The sequence below is a fragment of the Ensifer sp. B1-9 genome, from assembly GCF_050474445.1.
In the GTDB taxonomy this organism is placed as follows: domain Bacteria; phylum Pseudomonadota; class Alphaproteobacteria; order Rhizobiales; family Rhizobiaceae; genus Ensifer.
This window is the reverse complement of the sequence record NZ_JBCHVG010000031.1, coordinates 1-14,553: the sequence shown is the minus strand read 5'-3', so window position 1 is coordinate 14,553 and position 14,553 is coordinate 1. Positions and strand designations below refer to the sequence as shown.

At 58.8% G+C, this 14,553-nt stretch carries 12 protein-coding genes; 2 read left to right on the top strand and 10 right to left on the bottom strand.

Going from position 1 to position 14,553, the window contains the following annotated elements:
- Nucleotides 1–59: 59 nt before the first annotated feature.
- Complete coding sequence (locus ACQ5BM_RS33815; RefSeq protein ID WP_429820577.1) at nt 60–677, top strand: LacI family DNA-binding transcriptional regulator; 618 nt, start codon at nt 60–62, stop codon at nt 675–677.
- Nucleotides 678–791: 114 nt separating this feature from the next.
- On the opposite strand, the gene ACQ5BM_RS33810 is transcribed toward ACQ5BM_RS33815, so the two are convergent.
- The 6 genes from ACQ5BM_RS33810 to ACQ5BM_RS33785 form a co-directional block, all read right to left on the bottom strand.
- On the bottom strand, nt 792–1,028 hold the full coding sequence (locus ACQ5BM_RS33810; RefSeq protein WP_429820574.1) for a hypothetical protein: 237 nt from the start codon (nt 1,026–1,028) through the stop codon (nt 792–794).
- A 416-nt stretch (nt 1,029–1,444) separates the two neighbouring features.
- Nucleotides 1,445–1,792, bottom strand: coding sequence for a hypothetical protein (locus ACQ5BM_RS33805; protein WP_429820572.1), 348 nt, complete (start codon nt 1,790–1,792; stop codon nt 1,445–1,447).
- Between the two features lie 245 nt (nt 1,793–2,037).
- A complete protein-coding gene (locus ACQ5BM_RS33800; RefSeq protein WP_429820570.1) occupies nt 2,038–3,228 on the bottom strand; it encodes a patatin-like phospholipase family protein in 1,191 nt (396 codons plus the stop codon).
- 464 nt (nt 3,229–3,692) lie between these two features.
- The gene (locus tag ACQ5BM_RS33795) at nt 3,693–5,621 is read right to left on the bottom strand and encodes a DUF3604 domain-containing protein (protein ID WP_429820568.1); all 1,929 of its coding nucleotides are present in this window, start codon (nt 5,619–5,621) and stop codon (nt 3,693–3,695) included.
- Nucleotides 5,622–5,657: 36 nt separating this feature from the next.
- Entirely contained in the window at nt 5,658–6,659 is a 1,002-nt protein-coding gene (locus ACQ5BM_RS33790) for a HupE/UreJ family protein (RefSeq protein ID WP_429820565.1), read from the bottom strand.
- A gap of 3 nt (nt 6,660–6,662) precedes the next feature.
- Nucleotides 6,663–7,535 (bottom strand): peptidyl-prolyl cis-trans isomerase, encoded by an 873-nt coding sequence (locus ACQ5BM_RS33785; RefSeq protein WP_429820562.1) that lies wholly within the window; start codon nt 7,533–7,535, stop codon nt 6,663–6,665.
- 332 nt (nt 7,536–7,867) lie between these two features.
- Here ACQ5BM_RS33785 and ACQ5BM_RS33780 point away from each other — a divergent pair, with 332 nt between their 5' ends.
- Entirely contained in the window at nt 7,868–9,751 is a 1,884-nt protein-coding gene (locus ACQ5BM_RS33780; protein ID WP_429820632.1) for a TPR end-of-group domain-containing protein, read from the top strand.
- 64 nt (nt 9,752–9,815) lie between these two features.
- On the opposite strand, the gene ACQ5BM_RS33775 is transcribed toward ACQ5BM_RS33780, so the two are convergent.
- The 4 genes from ACQ5BM_RS33775 to ACQ5BM_RS33760 all read right to left on the bottom strand — a co-directional run.
- Nucleotides 9,816–10,082: an aquaporin gene (locus tag ACQ5BM_RS33775; RefSeq protein ID WP_429820560.1), complete on the bottom strand. Its 267-nt coding sequence runs from the start codon at nt 10,080–10,082 to the stop codon at nt 9,816–9,818.
- A 537-nt stretch (nt 10,083–10,619) separates the two neighbouring features.
- Nucleotides 10,620–12,779, bottom strand: coding sequence for a mechanosensitive ion channel family protein (locus tag ACQ5BM_RS33770; RefSeq protein ID WP_429820630.1), 2,160 nt, complete (start codon nt 12,777–12,779; stop codon nt 10,620–10,622).
- A 92-nt stretch (nt 12,780–12,871) separates the two neighbouring features.
- A complete protein-coding gene (locus tag ACQ5BM_RS33765; protein WP_429820558.1) occupies nt 12,872–13,654 on the bottom strand; it encodes a hypothetical protein in 783 nt (260 codons plus the stop codon).
- 135 nt (nt 13,655–13,789) lie between these two features.
- On the bottom strand, nt 13,790–14,553 hold a 764-nt coding region (locus tag ACQ5BM_RS33760; RefSeq protein ID WP_429820556.1), incomplete at its 5' end, for an alpha/beta hydrolase.

Sequence of the window (14,553 nt, the reverse complement as noted above, 5' to 3'; positions counted from 1 at the left end):
GGGTAGTCATTCCGGTCCGGCCCGTCCGCTCAGGGCCAGGACCGGCGGTTGCAGACGGCATGTCGCTTTCCGCAGCGGCATGCCTATGCGAACCGACGCTACAAGGAGGAACGTGGTGGATCCTGCATGTGCGATGGCGAAGGGTGAAACCGGCGACCTTGAAAGATGTGGCGGCTTTGGCGAACGTGTCGCGTGCAACGGCTGCCCGCGCCCTGAACAGTTATGGCTATGTCGGCGACGAAACCGCGCAGAAGGTTCACGCTGCCGCGGAAAAGATCGGCTATCGCGGCAACCGCCTGGTACAGGCGTTGCGCAGTGGGCAGTTGCCGATCGTCGGCTGCATCCTCGGTGATATACAGAACCCGTTTTTCGCCCGCATCGCGCTCGACATCGAGGTTCTTGTCCGCGAATGTGGGCACAACCTCATCATCGGCAGCAGCGAGGAGGAGCTTGGGCAAGAGGTCTCCCTGCTTGCGAGCCTCCAGTCGCTGAGTGTCCGCGGCTTCATCGTCGCGCCGACGTCGGCCGACAGCAACGTCCATCTCCAGTGTTTGACCGCTGAAAACGTACCGTTGGTGCTCATAGACCGCGTTGCCGAGGGTGTCGACTACGACAGCGTCGTCGTCGACACCGAGGGTAGAGGCGCGCAAGGCTGTCGATGTGGGAGAGCCCGCTAGGCTGACCCCGGAAAGAAGCAAAACCCCGCGATGGAATCTTTACGGCTGAGAAGGAGCTCGGAGACGCTTGACCTCGACCCGCCGAAGAGAGAAGCGTGAAGGCTAACTGGGCAACTAGCGACGACCGACGCGGTTGACTGGACCACCTTGATTGATAGCTGTTCCGTGTGTCACTGTTCCGCGCGCTGCACGAGCGACCGGGCGCGGCCTAAGCACGACGCCGGGTCTTACGACGCAGCCCGCCGGATAACTGATATATTGACAATAAACAACGGCATTTGCGGTATCCATGGGCGGCGCTGTAAACCCGATCGTCAGAAAGGCAAATGACGCAGCGGCAATTTTTTTCATGCTCTCCTCCTATCGAGAGATCAGCAAGCGCGAACAACGGTGTTGATGTTGATCCTGACTCGATCAATTTGCAATGGTATTGAAAGCGCCGCGAGTTCAAGCCAGGTACGGAGGCTGCATTCCTCGATGCCCATCGACACATCTCGGGAAGTTGGTCGGGTTTACGTCACGCCAAGGGGAGAGAGGCGTTACTGCATCATCGCAGAATGGGAAAGTATCGAGGCGATAGCGGCGAACCGTCCGCAGATGATCGCCACTCTCGACAGTTTTCGATAGACCCTGGAGGATCTAGGCGGTGGATTGGGGGTCACCGACCCCGCCGCCGGCCCGGTGGTTCTGTTTGCGAAATAGCGCCCTCGGCGGAAACCTTGTAATTCTGAACAACGGGTGCGCATCATTGCATCTCTGCGCGGACGTCACTCGGCTGCGCCTCTAAGCCACGCGCGCGCGAGCAGGACCGACAGAACTGTGTGCAGGACGACTGCGGGCCAAAGCAGCACGCCCATCAGCCCACCGCCGAGGCCGAGGTAGGCAAGATAGAGGGCCACAACTGTGCTGTAGAACAGCATCCCTTCGAGGGGCCGACTGCGCCAGCAGGCGACCCCCAGTCCGATTAGCGCGATGCCGGCTACACGCGCGGCCGCAGCCGCCACGCCCACCAATGCTTCCCCAAGCAGTAACTCACCGACGAGCGCGGGAATCGCGACCAACGCGAGGCCGGTCACGATTTCACCGATGGCAGTGACAGCCAATGTTTTGTTCATGACGCCCGAACCTCTCTTTGACACTCAGGTCAAGACGACGCTTGGCAATACATGGTTTTCAAATTTACACGAAGACGGCGCCAAATCGAGTGCTTGGCCTCCACACCATAGTTTGTACACCAGCGCCTCATTATCAGGCGCTACAGCGCGCGGAATGGGCGGCGTGGCGGAGCACTATGAGCGGACCGGCGTAAGTCGACGCAACAGGCTCTCAGAAGCCCAAAGCAAATCTCTTCGCCTTCTTGTCACCGCGACGCCGTTTCCGTGGGTGTCTTGAATAGGCCCGGCGGAGCCTTTTCCCAGGAATGACCATTGCGGGCCTTCTGATAACCGTAATCAAACAGCGACTGCATATAGTTCTGATCGAACATTCCCGGATATGGCTCCGCGAAATCAGTACCAATGTAGGTCAAGTTGTAGTCGACATGGTCCCGCTGCGTGTTCGCGTACATCCGGTACATATCACCGATCCCGCTGGCGCTGATGAGCAGCGATATGGCCCGGCCGGCGATCGAGATGGTCTGCTTGTCCACTTTCTCCGGCGTCGGTGAAAGCCGCGAATTGCGGATGATATAGGCGACGCGCTTGCGGCCATTCTGCTTGAGATGGACTCCCGGCGTGTAAAGGAATGATTGAGCCATAGCGCCGCCATCCACATGCAGTTCCTGGTACGGTTTTCCATTATACTCGACGTTGAACATGACAGGTGGGAAGGCGGCCGGTATCGCGGCTGATGCCAGCAGGACTTTTCTGATGGTTTCGATCGCCTGTGGTCCGCCATGCTTCGCAATGGCCCCGATATTCCAGATGACCGACTTCGCGGCATCGAGATCGGTCGTCATGATCAGCAGCAGGCGACCCTTGTCATACTCGGCTGCGATGCGTGACATCATCTGTTCGTTCAGGTGCTTCGAGATCAGTGCAAAAAGCGGTGCGGTATTAGCAAGTGCGTCGTCGGTTAGCGCAGCCGTGATGAACCGTTTCTTAAACACGGAATCGGCATTGATCGTGGTGAAGACCTCTTTCAATTCCGCATCGTAGTTCGGCCCCAGGAAGGCGAAAGGCGCAATCAGGGCGCCGGTGCTGATACCCGTCACCAGCTTGAATTCAGGCCGTGTCCCTGCTTCCGTCCAGCCGTTCAGGAAGCCGGCGCCATAAGCGCCGTCGTCGGCTCCGCCTGACAGAGCCAGGAAATAAGCTGTCGGCAAATCGCGGTGCGCGGTTTTCTTGTAATATTCGAGCTCGCGAACAGCGGAACGATCGTATTCTGCAGCCAGACGCTCGGAGTCACCTGGCACGAAATAGCGGGCCTCGGCGATGCCAGGAATGACGGCTTGTGTTGCGACCTCCTCCGGAACCGGATCGACCCGAGTAGTCTCGCAGCCAACCAGTAGCGTCGAAAAGACGAGCAAGATCGACAACAAGGATTTTGACACGCTAGATCCCCGGCCAGAAGGGCGCGTTCCACATAATGATTTTAACGAGTTTGTCGCGCACGGCGCGGATTCTGCTGCAATGCAGTTGCGTCTCAAGCTAGCCTCCAAACATTACGTTGCCGGCGGCGTGTGTCCCCTAACGCATCCGCAATACTCAATGCCACACAGGATCAGCATTCAGCGTTCTGCCCAGTTCTGTCTGGAATTCCTGCAAGGACGACGTCCCGCTGTAACATGCAGCAGCGAGCTTGGCGGCGTATCATACCGTATAGAACGTCGTAAGGAGGCATCATCGTCACATTCCGGTACTCGGTCAGCGGTCGCACCGGTTCCTCGGGCTCTCCTGTTGTCGCTGTGGTAGCTAGAACAGGAGAGTCCCGACGCAACCCATTCACGCCAGCCTAGGCTTTCAGCGAAGGCTTCAAAATGTACGACAGCAATCCTCAAGGCATCGATCTCTTGGCTCACGGGGTGTACCAGATGGGTGACGTGTAGGCGCGCTCCGTGACCGTCATGGTGGCCCCCTGCGGCGGCTCGACCCCAAACCGTTTGGCATCATACGCGGTCCACCGTGGCGTCGGAATTTCGATCACCCTGCCGTAATAGAACGCGGGCTGGCTCGGATCGAATTCCGGATCCTTCCATACCTTGATCAGTTCTGGAGCGCCGATGGTATTGGTCCAGGTCGCGTTCGACACATCCACGGTGCTGCCCACGGAGGGAAGCTTGCCGTCGGCCCCCGGCTTGCGGTCGCCCGACCAGGCAACGTCGTAGATCTTCTCGTGCAGACCGCCTTCTTTGTCGAGCCACCCCTTGATGATCTGGTAACGGTCGAGGTTGGCGCCGATCGGGTCTTTCAATGCAGCTACGAGGAAGGTCGGCACCTTGCCTTGTGGTGCTGCGTGCAAGTCGCCGCCCATCGGCACCCCCTTGGCATAGCCGATCTGGGCGGGCAGGCGGTTGCCCGCGTCATCGTCGGCGAAGTCCCAACCGCCGAAGAAGCGCACGATCATGCGGGGTCCGGTCGTGGCATATGTCTCTTTGCGCTGCATTGCGTCCCAAAGGGATTGGCGCGTGTTCTCATTGGCCCATACGGCGGCATAGCCGGATGAGGAAACCTCCCAGTCCATGATCTTCACGCCGGTCTGCTTGTTGTCGATGAATGCTTCCTGCATGCGATGCGGACTGGGTTCCTGGGGGACAGTCTTGCCGAAGAAGTTGTCCTCCTCAACCGCAGTCAGGCCGGTATGCGCGTCGGTGCTACCGACCAGCCCGAACTTATACGGGTTCGTACCGAGCGTCTTTTCGAGCTTCAGGCCGTTCTTGTAGGCCGAACGAGTGTACTCGAACTCCAGCATTTCCTTCTTCTTGGGGACGCTGCCGTCGAGGTTGCCCTTGTCCCAGATTTCAAAATTGGCGAATTCGTCGGTCGGAGACAGCAACGGATGCGCCTCGCCGGTTCCCTTGGTCTGGGTCGTCTCGTAAAGGCGTTCCCATTTCGCGCGTGTCTGTGCGTACTCGCTGTCGAGCTTCTTGCCGAAGGCTTCGACTACCGGGAACATCAGCCCGTTGCTGAGATTGCCGTTATGGGCGATGGCGAGCACCCTTCCACCAGTCTTCTTCTCGTAACCATCCATCCATTTCCACAGATCGGCCGGGTTGTCGCTGCCATAGGGCGGATAGACCGTGAAGGGATCGACCTGGCTGGCCTTGTCGCCGTTGTCGCGGAAGATGACATTGCGGTGCAGATTGTTGCCACCGGTGTTCGACGTCCACTCGTAGCCGATAAACGCGGTGAAGCGGCCCGGCTCATTGTACTGCTCGGCCGCGGCAATCGTCTCTTGCCACGCCCCGCGATAGGCCGGCGTCCCCGGGAAATACATGAGGTCCTCGGGGAATTTGTTGTGCGAGAACGAGACGATGATGTCGATCGCGGCATCCGCTCCCTTGCCGGCCTGGATATCGTCGTACCATTGACGGCCCTTGGGATCTGCGAGCAGCTCGGGCTTGCCCGCAAAGAGATCCGGGAAGAAGCCCATATTGTCGGAGTGATCGCTGACGACCAGGAAGTCCAGCGGCCGCGACAGTTTCGCCGGCTGCCCCGTGTTGGACATCACCTGCTCGCCCCGCGCGAAGCGGTAAGCGTCCTTTGGACCAAGTTGCGCCCCGAAAGCGCCGGCATCCATGGAGAATGACGTGTGCAGATGGGTGTCACCAAAGAACGGCCGTGTCGGATATTCGCGATTGGCATAGGGCGAGTATGCGGGTTTTTGGAGGGTCTTCGCCAGATCGTCCGCCGAAGGTACTCCCGCGTCCTGCGCCACCGTGGGCGAAGTGAGACCGGCTATCATCAAGCCCGCAAGGGCTGTTCCCTGCAGCAAGGTTCTGTTCATCGATTTTCCTCCCGACACATGATTGTTTGCTCGCCTTCAGAACATCGCGATACGTTGAATGGTCCAGAACATCGCAAGGCTGCCTATCGCATAGGCAGGGATGCGAACCGTCCACGTCGGCAGCGAGAGATGAGCGCGTCGAACGATGGCCAGGATCGACAGCACCGCGCCGACGAAAATAAGCTGACCGGCCTCGACGCCGAGATTAAAGAATAGCAGCGCCAACGGAATATGGCCCTCCGGCAAGCCGATCTCGCTGAGCGCACCCGCAAACCCGAGGCCGTGCAGCAGACCGAAGCAGAAAGCCACCACCCATGGTGCCTGCGCCGCAATTCCTAGTTTGCCCTGGTCCCGGCGGATGATCTCGGCGGCAACGAACACGATGGACAGTGCAATTGTCGCCTCGACGGGTGCCTGCGGCACATGGACGAAGCCCAGCGTCGCGAGCGCCAGCGTGATCGAATGCGCGATCGTGAAGGCCGTGATGGTCTTGACCAGAAGCCATGTCCCGTGCGTGATGATGAGGAGCGCGAGCACGAACGACAGGTGATCGACACCGAAGAGAATGTGCTCGATGCCCAGGCTAAGATATACGCCGGCCACACTCGATGCCGTGTCCGCCGCAGGGATCACGGCAGCAGGCGCGCGGGGGGTGAACCGTCCCGTCCATGTCGTGCCATCCATGTATTCCACTTGCACCAGCGCATCGGTCATGGTGGCTTCAAGCCCGCCAATCGTGAGCGTCTGACCGCGCAGCGCCGGGGCACGCATGGTCCAGGTTCTGATCCGCGCGCCATTGACGTCCTGGTTGACTGCCGTCGAGGCCTCCTCCGTCTTGCCGGAGAATTGCGGCTCCAGGGCCAGCTTCATGTTGCCCTGCATCGGCACCTTCCACAGAACGCGGAATTCTCCCGGCCGCTCCTCATGCAGTTGCAGGTAGGCCGGGCGAACCTCGTGCGCGAAGGCTGTCGACATCGACAGCATCGTCAGCCACCCCAGAAGATTGAACGCGACCACGGCTAGACGGACGCTCTTCATCGCCTACTCCAGGTCGGTTTCTGGCGTGCCGACAAGCGCCTTGGCACTATCGTCTATGACAATCTGGTATTTTTTGAAGAGGTCATCAAAGTACCGCTTGCTGGCCTCCTGCCGTCGGACCTCGCGCCAGCGTTCGAGCACTCGATCCCTGACCTCGGCAAAGGGCTTCTGCTCCGCGGGTATGAACTCCTCGACGCGGACCAGATGCAGCCCGTAGCTCGACTCGATGGGACCGTTCCATGTCCCCGGTGAGAATGCGAATACCGCGTGGGCAAAGTCCTTCCCGAATTGCGCCGCGACGGAGGCCTCATCAGCGTCGCGGACCTCGGGCTCGATCAACAGTTGGTCTCCCTTGTCAGCGACAGGCGTCACATCGTCACCGCCGGCGAACTCGACCAGGGCTCGCCGCGCTCTGGCATCGGCTCCGGGCTGCGCGCGATCGAAAAAGACCTGCGTGAACGAAAGCCGGGCCTCGTTTCGGAATTCCTGGTCATGAGCCTGGTAGAATCGCTGCAGTTCCTCGTCGGTCGGCTCCGCCGATCCAGAGGTGTCCTCGATCAGGAAGGTCATTTTCTGCGCGAGGCGACGCCGAACCACGGCGTCGTCCTTGTCGAGCCCAAGCTGGTAAGCCTCGCGAGCAAGCACTTCTTCCCTGATCAGGTCCCGCACCAGCCCGCGAAGTTCTTCCGGAGACGGGCTTCTTTGCCACTGTCGCGTCCAGGTTTCCGCGGCCCAACGCACATCCGCCTGACCGATGCGCACCTGATGCTGGCTGGGCGTTGGCTGAGACGGTGCGCGATCAATCAACGCGTAGGCTGCGAACAACGCAGCGCCCGCGAGGAGGAAGTGAACAAGAGGCTCCCTCAGCAACTTCATTGGCAGTTCCCCTCTGGCCGCAGGCGAGCGGCCTGCAAGGCCAGCGAACCATCGGACAGCGCGAAATCTAGCAGCTAAAACAACCCTGCGGAAGTAAATTAGCTTGTCGAGAGATACTATTATTGGCTCGCCGCGGACAGGGTGAGAGCTCCGGGTCTTCTGCGACTGCAAGTTAATGGTTGCCAACCTCCGATAGAAACCCAGACGGGGCGAACCTGTCTGCGCGAATCTCGAAACATATCCCCTCTGCTCGACAGGAATTGCCATTCGCACAGCGCTCAAAACACTGTTAGCGTGCGCAGAATGCAAGCGCAGAGGCAACGGGCATGGACATGGAAAGAGAACGCATCGAGCGGCGACTGGCCGCCATACTGGCAGCCGATGTTGTAGGCTACAGCCGCCTGATGAGTACAAACGAGGTCGGAACCCTTCTGGCGTTGAAGACCCACCGCAAGGAACTGATTGATGTCCAAGTGGCTGAGCATGGCGGTCGCATCGTAAAGCTACTCGGCGACGGAATTCTGGTCGAGTTCCCCAGTGTGGTGAAAGCTGTCGAATGCGCAACGAATATCCAGCGCGATATGCTCGTCCGCAATTTGCAGGTGCCGGAAGACCGACGTATCGAGTTTCGTATCGGCATAAACCTCGGGGATGTCATCCTTGACCAAGACGACATATATGGTGACGGCGTCAATGTCGCCGCGCGCATTGAGAGCATCGCCAGGCCAGGAGGCGTCTCGGTGTCTGCCGTCGTCCGCGACAGCGTGCAAGGGCAGCCAGATTTGCTGTTTGAGGATGCCGGCGAGCAAAAGCTGAAGAACATCGATCGTCCGGTACGAGTATTCAACGTCTATTTCGGCGCTCCGACCGCACCGGTCGATGCCGCGCTGGCGGCTGATCAAGCATCGATCTCTGCGGTGGCTCCAGCATCTGGCAAACCGTCCATCGCTGTTCTGCCGTTTCTCAATATAAGCAACGATCCGGAGCAGGAGTTTTTTGCCGACGGGATCACGGAAGACATCATTACCGACCTCTCCAAGATTTCCGCGCTTTTCGTGGTCGGCCGCAATTCAGTATTCACCTACAAGGGAAAGGCAGTGAAACTGCAGGAAGCTGCGCGAGAGCTCGGAGTGAGATTTCTGCTTGAAGGCAGTGTGCGCAGGGCGGGGCAGCGGGTGAGAGTCACGGCGCAACTCATCGATGGCCGCGATGGTGGCCACCTGTGGGCCGACCGATATGACCGCGACCTGACCGACATTTTCGACGTCCAGGACGAAATCACCCATACGATAGTCGACCAGCTCAAAGTCAAGCTTCTGCCCGTGGAGAAGGACGAGATCGACAAGGCACCTACCCGTAACGTCGAGGCCTACACCCACTATCTGCAGGGTCGTCAACGCTTCCATGTCGGGACGAAGACATCCCTTACTTTGGCGCGGGCGCTGTTTGCCAAAGCGATCGAGCTTGATCCTCTCTACGCCCAGGCATATGCCGGCCTGGCGGACTGTGATTCTCGCCTCAGGTCAAAGCACGGCGGTACGGCTTCAATCGAGCAGATACTGGCTACTCTGGACAAGGCATTGTCGATCAATCCGAATCTGGCTGAAGCACATGCCGCGCGCGGTTTTGCCTTGATGGTTGCAGATCGGCGCGCCGAGGCGCAGTCGAGTTTCGAGACTGCGCTTTTGCTCGATGACGAGTGTCATGAGGCGCACTACCACTACGCCGATTACTGCCTCACGGGCAGCGACTTTGCCGGCGCGGCTCGACACTACGTGCGGTGTCTTGAGCTCAAGCCCGACGATTACCTTTCGCCCATGCTGCTGTTGAACGTGCTGCGCACGCTTGGGCGGCAACAGGAGGCAAAAGAATACGCCCGTCTCGGCGCAAGGCGAGCTGAGGAGGCCCTGAAACTGCATCCAGAAGACTCCAAGCCGGCGCAAATGGTTGCGGGAGCACTGGCAACGCTGGGCGAGCGGGATCAGGCATTGGAATGGTTGAACCGGGCCTTGTCGATTGATCCCGATGACAACGGTGCCCGCTACAACGCCGCCTGCGTCTATTCCCTGCTTGGCGAGCTCGACAAAGCGATAGACCTGCTGGCGGTTTATCTACGTCAGGTTGGACCAGACTTGAAGCGATGGTTCAAAAACGATTCCGATCTCGATCCAATTCGAGGACATCCTCGATATCAGGAACTGCTTGAGCTTGCCTGATCTGAAACCTTCAAACAGGCCACGCCGAGATTCTAATCACCGGATGAAACTTCGGTGGTCAAAACTATAGGCCCAGGATCGCTCTCTTCTTCTGATCGAATTCGTCGGCGCTGATGATGCCTCGATCTCGCAATACTGCGAATTTTGCAAGTTCATCTGCAGGAGGGAACGTCGCTGACAGTTGCAACAGCGGCAGTTCGAGCATCGCGTGAGTAATCACCGTCCCGACGATGCCACCGGCGATCTGCGCAAGGACGTAGAGCGCCGCGGCAGGTGCTTCGATCTCCCGTCGAGCCGCAAACGCCAGGGTGACTGCCGGATTGAAGTGCACACTTGTAGTTCAGCCCTTGAGACCTGGAGCGCCGGATCGCAGCCGAACGGAGAAGTGCACCCGCGGCGGGTCTTTCCCCATGCGGGCCGCCGTCCCTGACGCGAGCCTAGCGGCAATTAATATCGACTAGGGTGAAGACGGCCGCGAGACTTGGGATCTCCGCCCCATCTCGAAGCGAAGGTCGTTCTTTCCGCCAGGCAAGCATTCGGGCGACAATAGAGCGCGGTTCGGTAATGCTTGCTGGGGGTGCAGTAAGAAGCGGAGCACCGCAAGGGACTTGCGGGGTCACGTGTTCGGCGAAAATCTATGAGACATCTGCCTGCTTCACGTGCTCTTGGCGCGGCGGGCAGATCGATCACGATTGGGGGCGGGAATGGGCGATACTGTAGCGGATGGAGTGCCGCTGTGCCTGGTTTGTGCGCCTGGGATCGCATAATGTATCGACTGGAAAGGTGTGTCGAGTTGGCAGAAATCGCAGTGTGGCAGCCATAGCCAGCTGCGAGCGGTCGAAAACCAGAAATGGAAAAGCCCGGATCCTCAGCCAGGTTGCATCGGATTGGCGTTCAGTACTTGTTGAAGACCAGCAGCTTTGGCCTTTGGATCACCTTCGGCGACCTTGACCGTTGGGTGGGCGAATTCGATTCCATGGTCGTCGAAAGCTCTCTTCATCAGCGGATAGGCTCGCTTGCGCACCATGCTTTGGAAACCTGGCTTCGTTGTCGCTTTGAGCTTGAGTTGAATGCCGTAAGCCCCGAATTCACCAACTGCATTCATCTTCAAAGGTTCAATGATCATCGGTGCGAGCTCGGGATCTTCCATCATTTGCTGGCCGATCCGGTCGATCAGCTTACGCGCCTTTTCAAGATCGGTGTCATAAGCGACCGTGACGAGAAGTTTGTCGATGGCATAGTCGCGACTACTGTTCTGCACCGCGCCCAATGCACTGAAAGGAACTGTGAATACAGGGCCGTTTTGATGCCGCAGACGAACGGAACGCAGGCTGAACGACTCTACGGTCCCACTGTAGTTGCCTGACTGGATGTACTCGCCCACGCGAAAGGCGTCATCCAGGAGATAAAAGACCCCACTGATGATGTCCTTCACCAGGGTCTGTGCTCCAAAGCCAACTGCCAAACCGACGACCCCGGCGCTCGCAATCAGCGGTCCGATTTCGACCCCGAGCGTAGACAGTGTCATCAACACAGCGAGGGTCGCGCATATTACCATGGCGAAATTCCGCGCGACCGGGAGCAGCGTTCGCAATCTCGCTTGCTTCGCATTCACCTCGGCGCCCGCTGAACCGGCCTTATCAACCCGCGCAATCTTTGTATCTATCGCAAGGCGTGCGAATTGCCACAACGCATCAAAACTAAAAAGGATGGCGAGAACAATCACACACACGCGGGTCAATCTGAAGATCGCATCGTCGCTTGTCGCCAACTGCGGGAATCCGATGCCCCACACTCTGGCAAGCACCCACAAGGCGAGGCCGATCAAGAGTGCCCGTGTCAGCGTGTCCATCAGCACCATGGAAGTGGATAACTCTTGATCGTCTGCCTGACCTCGCTCGTCCACAAAAAGGTATCCCGTGAGCGTCCGGACGAAGCGAAGCGAAATCGGGGTCAACAATCCAATCGCAAGTGACCAGAAGAGATGCACCGCCCCCGCGACCCATATCAACCAAAGGCCGACGACAAGGAACGTCGCGGCCCACCGACCTAACAGGCCGCTCTTTGCGTTGAGACCGCTTGCGGATTCCAGCGATGGCGTTTGCCAGATGACGGTGATACCGATCGCCACCAAACCGAACCCCACGACGTAGGAGATTAGCTCCGTAGCCAAGGGGTCCATGCCGCTCAGCCGTGATGTTTCGGTGAGTGCTGTTCCAAAGAAGAACCACCCGGCCGCTGTGAGCGGCCAGGAAGGATTGCGATTGCGCCAAGCCCAATCCTGGGGGGCGGGTACCAACAGGCATTCTCTTTGCTCTCCTCTCACTGAGAAAAGCACTCGTAAGGCCCCCCGCAGGAGCATCCATGCCGTGACCGCTGCCAAAAGGGTCAAAAGGATCGGATCAGCCAATGGCGCCCGTTCGTAGAAGAGAAGCGGACCGAAACAGGCGACGCAGAATGCGATGACTCCGGCTACCTCTTGCACGAGGGAGAGGCCCATTACGCGGCGGCGATGGGCCGGAGACGCTTCACCTTCTCCTTCATCGCCCGGATAGCCGGTGCTTAGCCGGCTCTTGACGAGGAACAAGGCTGCAAGTCCCGAACCCACCAGCACGCCGGCCGTAGCAAAGATTGTGATAAAGCCCGCGCCGCCGCTCGCGATCCGCAGTCGCCGCGTTGCCGTCTCCACCTCGGCATTCATACGTGGCACAACTTGCCAAAGGGCGTTGAGATGCACCCGTATCGCCATTAGACGTTCCGAGAGAGCTTTTCCGAAGGAACCATCGGAGGGTAGCTCCTTGCGAATTTCGGCGCCGCCACTGGCTTGTTGTCGGGCGCGGAGCCAATCCTGAACGTCATTTTTGCCGAGGAGGTCCAGAAACTCTTCGACGTTGGGTGTTAACCCACCCGTGTGATTAGTTTCCGCCAGGACGGACTGCGGGATTGCGAAAAGGAGCAGGCCCATCACAGTTGCTACATGTAATAACACAGCGCTTCGCCCGACCGCTGTCCAAGAACGGATGTTCATTTGCACGGAAAGACATTCCTTCCTTCCGAAAAGTCGTGTCTTGATCGGCTCAGGTGTCTTTGGCGCGGTATTCCAAGCAGTTGCAAGCATCGTCAGAAGCGAATTGTGAAACCGACGATCGGGCCCTGTTGCACGACATCGAAGATGAAGCCGTTGTCACGGTAATCTACGCCGAGTGCTCTGTAACCAAGCGTCGCAGAAACCGTCTCGTTGATGTTGTAGCCAAGGCCTGCCATGACATCCCAATCGATGTTGGCACCGCCACCACCGACAAGGCCCCATCCAATGGCGTAGAAATTGGGCGTGAAATTGTAGGTGCCGCGCACCCCGGCCAGGCCATCGACCCACGTGGCGCTGTCGGTATAGCTGCGCCCACCGAGAATTCCGCCGTTGAAGGAAATCTCGGTCTCCACTGACCACACCCGCAGGCCGCCCACGATATCCAGGCGGCCCTCAGATCCTTCAAGGACCGAGTAACCCACGCCGAAAAGGCCGGCGAAAGTTTGAGTGTCGACGTCGACACTCGTCGCCAACAAACCGTGTGGTGTGGCATCGCCGGCGGAAAGCTTGGTGTAGATCAGGTCGCCGAAAACGCTGAATCGTCCGTTCCGCGCCTCTCCTATGACCATTCCGCCAAAATCAAGGTTGTCGAAAATGTCACTAAAGCTCGCGTCCATGTTGACCGTGGGAAGACCAAACTGTGCGGTCTCACCGGATAGACCTGCCGCCCAGAAGTAGGGCGTGATCGAATAGGACCATCCTTCCTCGATCGCAGAAATGTCGTTCGCTGCGCGGCTAGCATCAAGGTCGGCTGCCATCAGCGGCCCGCACATGAGGGCGCTCGCGACGCCGGCAGCCGTAATTAGTCTCTTCATAAAATGCTCCGTTTTTCGAGAAGTTCAATTCAGTGGTAAGCGGAATGGCCGTCAGGCGATGGCCGCAAACGGCGCGTTAGGGGCTTCTCCATTGAGGGATGCCGAAAGGCTGGGTCCGTTTTCACGGGCTGTCCCTCAATTCTGACGAGCGTCACAGATTGATTTAGGTTCCACCCGTTGTTTTGACCAGCAGTCCTTGACCGTGAACTCCTGCTCAGCGCCCGACCGGCCCGCCAATCCATTGAGGTGGTGAGCGTAGTTTTCGCGTGTCGTTTGATCGACAACAGCGACCGGTGCAGCGAGGATCAGGCCCGCAGCACTGCCTGCTGCTGCCGCAACCCCGGTCGTTCCAGCGATGAGATGATCCCCAAGGCCCATCTTGCTGTCGGTCAACGTCTGGCCCTCTGATATCCGGGCGCCGATTAGCTGGACCACCTGCGGCGATTCCGCGAACTTGCCATGGTGCATGCTATCCCCGGCCTTCACCTTGGTCAGATCAATGACGGTGATATCATGGTCCGCCAACTCTTGCTTATAAGGGGCCTGCTCCGGATCGATCGATCCCAGCCGGGGGATGTCCCCCCAGACCCTGCGCGAGAACGCCAGCGCCCGGTCGTCCTGCGATACGAAGAGGGTGAACCGCGGGTGCTGGTCGCCCATGTCCTCGATCTGCGAGCGGAACACATCGACGTCGACGTCGGGCGCCGCGAGCATCACGTTTTTGAACTTTGCCGGTAGGCGTCCGTTACGGATGGCCATTTGGCGAAGCGCTTCCAATGTCAGCCAGTTCCCCATGGAATGCGCAAGGATTGAGACGTCTTTCACCTGCTTATCCGCAGCCAGATATTGGAACAGCGATTCCAGCGCATTGCGGGTATAGTTGGTGCTTTCACGGTCAT

Coding starts and splice junctions, on each gene's coding strand:
- ACQ5BM_RS33815 (WP_429820577.1), top strand. CDS start 60: ATGTCGCTTTCCGCAGCGGCATGCCTATGCGAACCGACGCTACAAGGA.
- ACQ5BM_RS33810 (WP_429820574.1), bottom strand. CDS start 1,028: ATGAAAAAAATTGCCGCTGCGTCATTTGCCTTTCTGACGATCGGGTTT.
- ACQ5BM_RS33805 (WP_429820572.1), bottom strand. CDS start 1,792: ATGAACAAAACATTGGCTGTCACTGCCATCGGTGAAATCGTGACCGGC.
- ACQ5BM_RS33795 (WP_429820568.1), bottom strand. CDS start 5,621: ATGAACAGAACCTTGCTGCAGGGAACAGCCCTTGCGGGCTTGATGATA.
- ACQ5BM_RS33790 (WP_429820565.1), bottom strand. CDS start 6,659: ATGAAGAGCGTCCGTCTAGCCGTGGTCGCGTTCAATCTTCTGGGGTGG.
- ACQ5BM_RS33785 (WP_429820562.1), bottom strand. CDS start 7,535: ATGAAGTTGCTGAGGGAGCCTCTTGTTCACTTCCTCCTCGCGGGCGCT.
- ACQ5BM_RS33780 (WP_429820632.1), top strand. CDS start 7,868: ATGGAAAGAGAACGCATCGAGCGGCGACTGGCCGCCATACTGGCAGCC.
- ACQ5BM_RS33770 (WP_429820630.1), bottom strand. CDS start 12,779: ATGAACATCCGTTCTTGGACAGCGGTCGGGCGAAGCGCTGTGTTATTA.
- ACQ5BM_RS33765 (WP_429820558.1), bottom strand. CDS start 13,654: ATGAAGAGACTAATTACGGCTGCCGGCGTCGCGAGCGCCCTCATGTGC.